The organism is Brevundimonas sp. NPDC058933 (assembly GCF_049315965.1).
Lineage (GTDB): Bacteria > Pseudomonadota > Alphaproteobacteria > Caulobacterales > Caulobacteraceae > Brevundimonas.
Genome location: NZ_JBMOSL010000030.1, coordinates 1 through 1,558 on the forward strand (window position 1 = coordinate 1; position 1,558 = coordinate 1,558).

The following is a 1,558-nucleotide window of genomic DNA, read 5'->3' on the forward strand; positions in this document are numbered from 1 at the left end:
CCAGTCCAACGTTAATCGGGGCTGGGTGAGTCGACCCCTAAGGCGAGGCCGAGAGGCGTAGTCGATGGGAAATTGGTTAATATTCCAATACTTCTGTGTAATGCGATGAGAGGACGGAGAAGGTTAAGTCAGCCTGGCGTTGGTTGTCCAGGTGGAAGGTTGTAGGCATGCATCTTAGGCAAATCCGGGGTGCTCTATGCTGAGAACTGATAGCAAGCTGTACTTGTACAGTGAAGTGGCTGATACCATGCTTCCAGGAAAAGTCTCTAAGCTTCAGTTACACAGGAATCGTACCCGAAACCGACACAGGTGGTCAGGTCGAGTAGACCAAAGCGCTTGAGAGAACTCTGCTGAAGGAACTAGGCAAAATGGTACCGTAACTTCGGGAGAAGGTACGCTGCCGACGGTGATAGGATTTACTCCTTGAGCTATTGGCAGCCACAGAAACCAGGCCCCTGCAACTGTTTATTAAAAACATAGCACTCTGCAAACACGAAAGTGGACGTATAGGGTGTGATGCCTGCCCGGTGCTGGAAGGTTAATTGATGGGGTTAGCGTAAGCGAAGCTCTTGATCGAAGCCCCAGTAAACGGCGGCCGTAACTATAACGGTCCTAAGGTAGCGAAATTCCTTGTCGGGTAAGTTCCGACCTGCACGAATGGCATAATGATGGGGGCGCTGTCTCCAGCAGAGACTCAGTGAAATCGAATTCGCCGTGAAGATGCGGTGTACCCGCGGCTAGACGGAAAGACCCCGTGAACCTTTACTGCAGCTTGACATTGAACTTTGATCTTACTTGTGTAGGATAGGTGGGAGGCTTTGAAACCGAGACGCTAGTTTCGGTGGAGCCAATCTTGAAATACCACCCTGGTAATATTGAGGTTCTAACTCTGTCCCGTTATCCGGGACGAGGACCATGTCTGGTGGGTAGTTTGACTGGGGCGGTCTCCTCCTAAAGAGTAACGGAGGAGTACGAAGGTGCGCTCAGCGTGGTCGGAAATCACGCGTAGAGTATAAAGGCAAAAGCGCGCTTAACTGCGAGACCCACAAGTCGAGCAGGTACGAAAGTAGGTCTTAGTGATCCGGTGGTTCTGTATGGAAGGGCCATCGCTCAACGGATAAAAGGTACTCTGGGGATAACAGGCTGATACCGCCCAAGAGTTCATATCGACGGCGGTGTTTGGCACCTCGATGTCGGCTCATCTCATCCTGGGGCTGAAGCAGGTCCCAAGGGTATGGCTGTTCGCCATTTAAAGAGGTACGCGAGCTGGGTTTAGAACGTCGTGAGACAGTTCGGTCCCTATCTACCGTGGGCGTTGGAAATTTGAGAGGATCTGCTCCTAGTACGAGAGGACCAGAGTGGACGAACCTCTGGTGTACCGGTTGTGACGCCAGTCGCATCGCCGGGTAGCTATGTTCGGAAGGGATAACCGCTGAAAGCATCTAAGCGGGAAGCCTACCTCAAGATAAGATTTCCCTAGGACTTTATGTCCTCTAAAGAGCCGTTGAAGACTACGACGTTGATAGGTTGGATGTGGAAGCATAGTGATATGTGAAGC

Annotated in this window: 1 rRNA gene; it reads left to right on the forward strand. The window is 51.4% G+C overall.

The annotated features are described in order from the left end of the window. Positions 1-1,558, forward strand: a 23S ribosomal RNA gene (locus tag ACOZBP_RS17325); the annotation flags it as partial.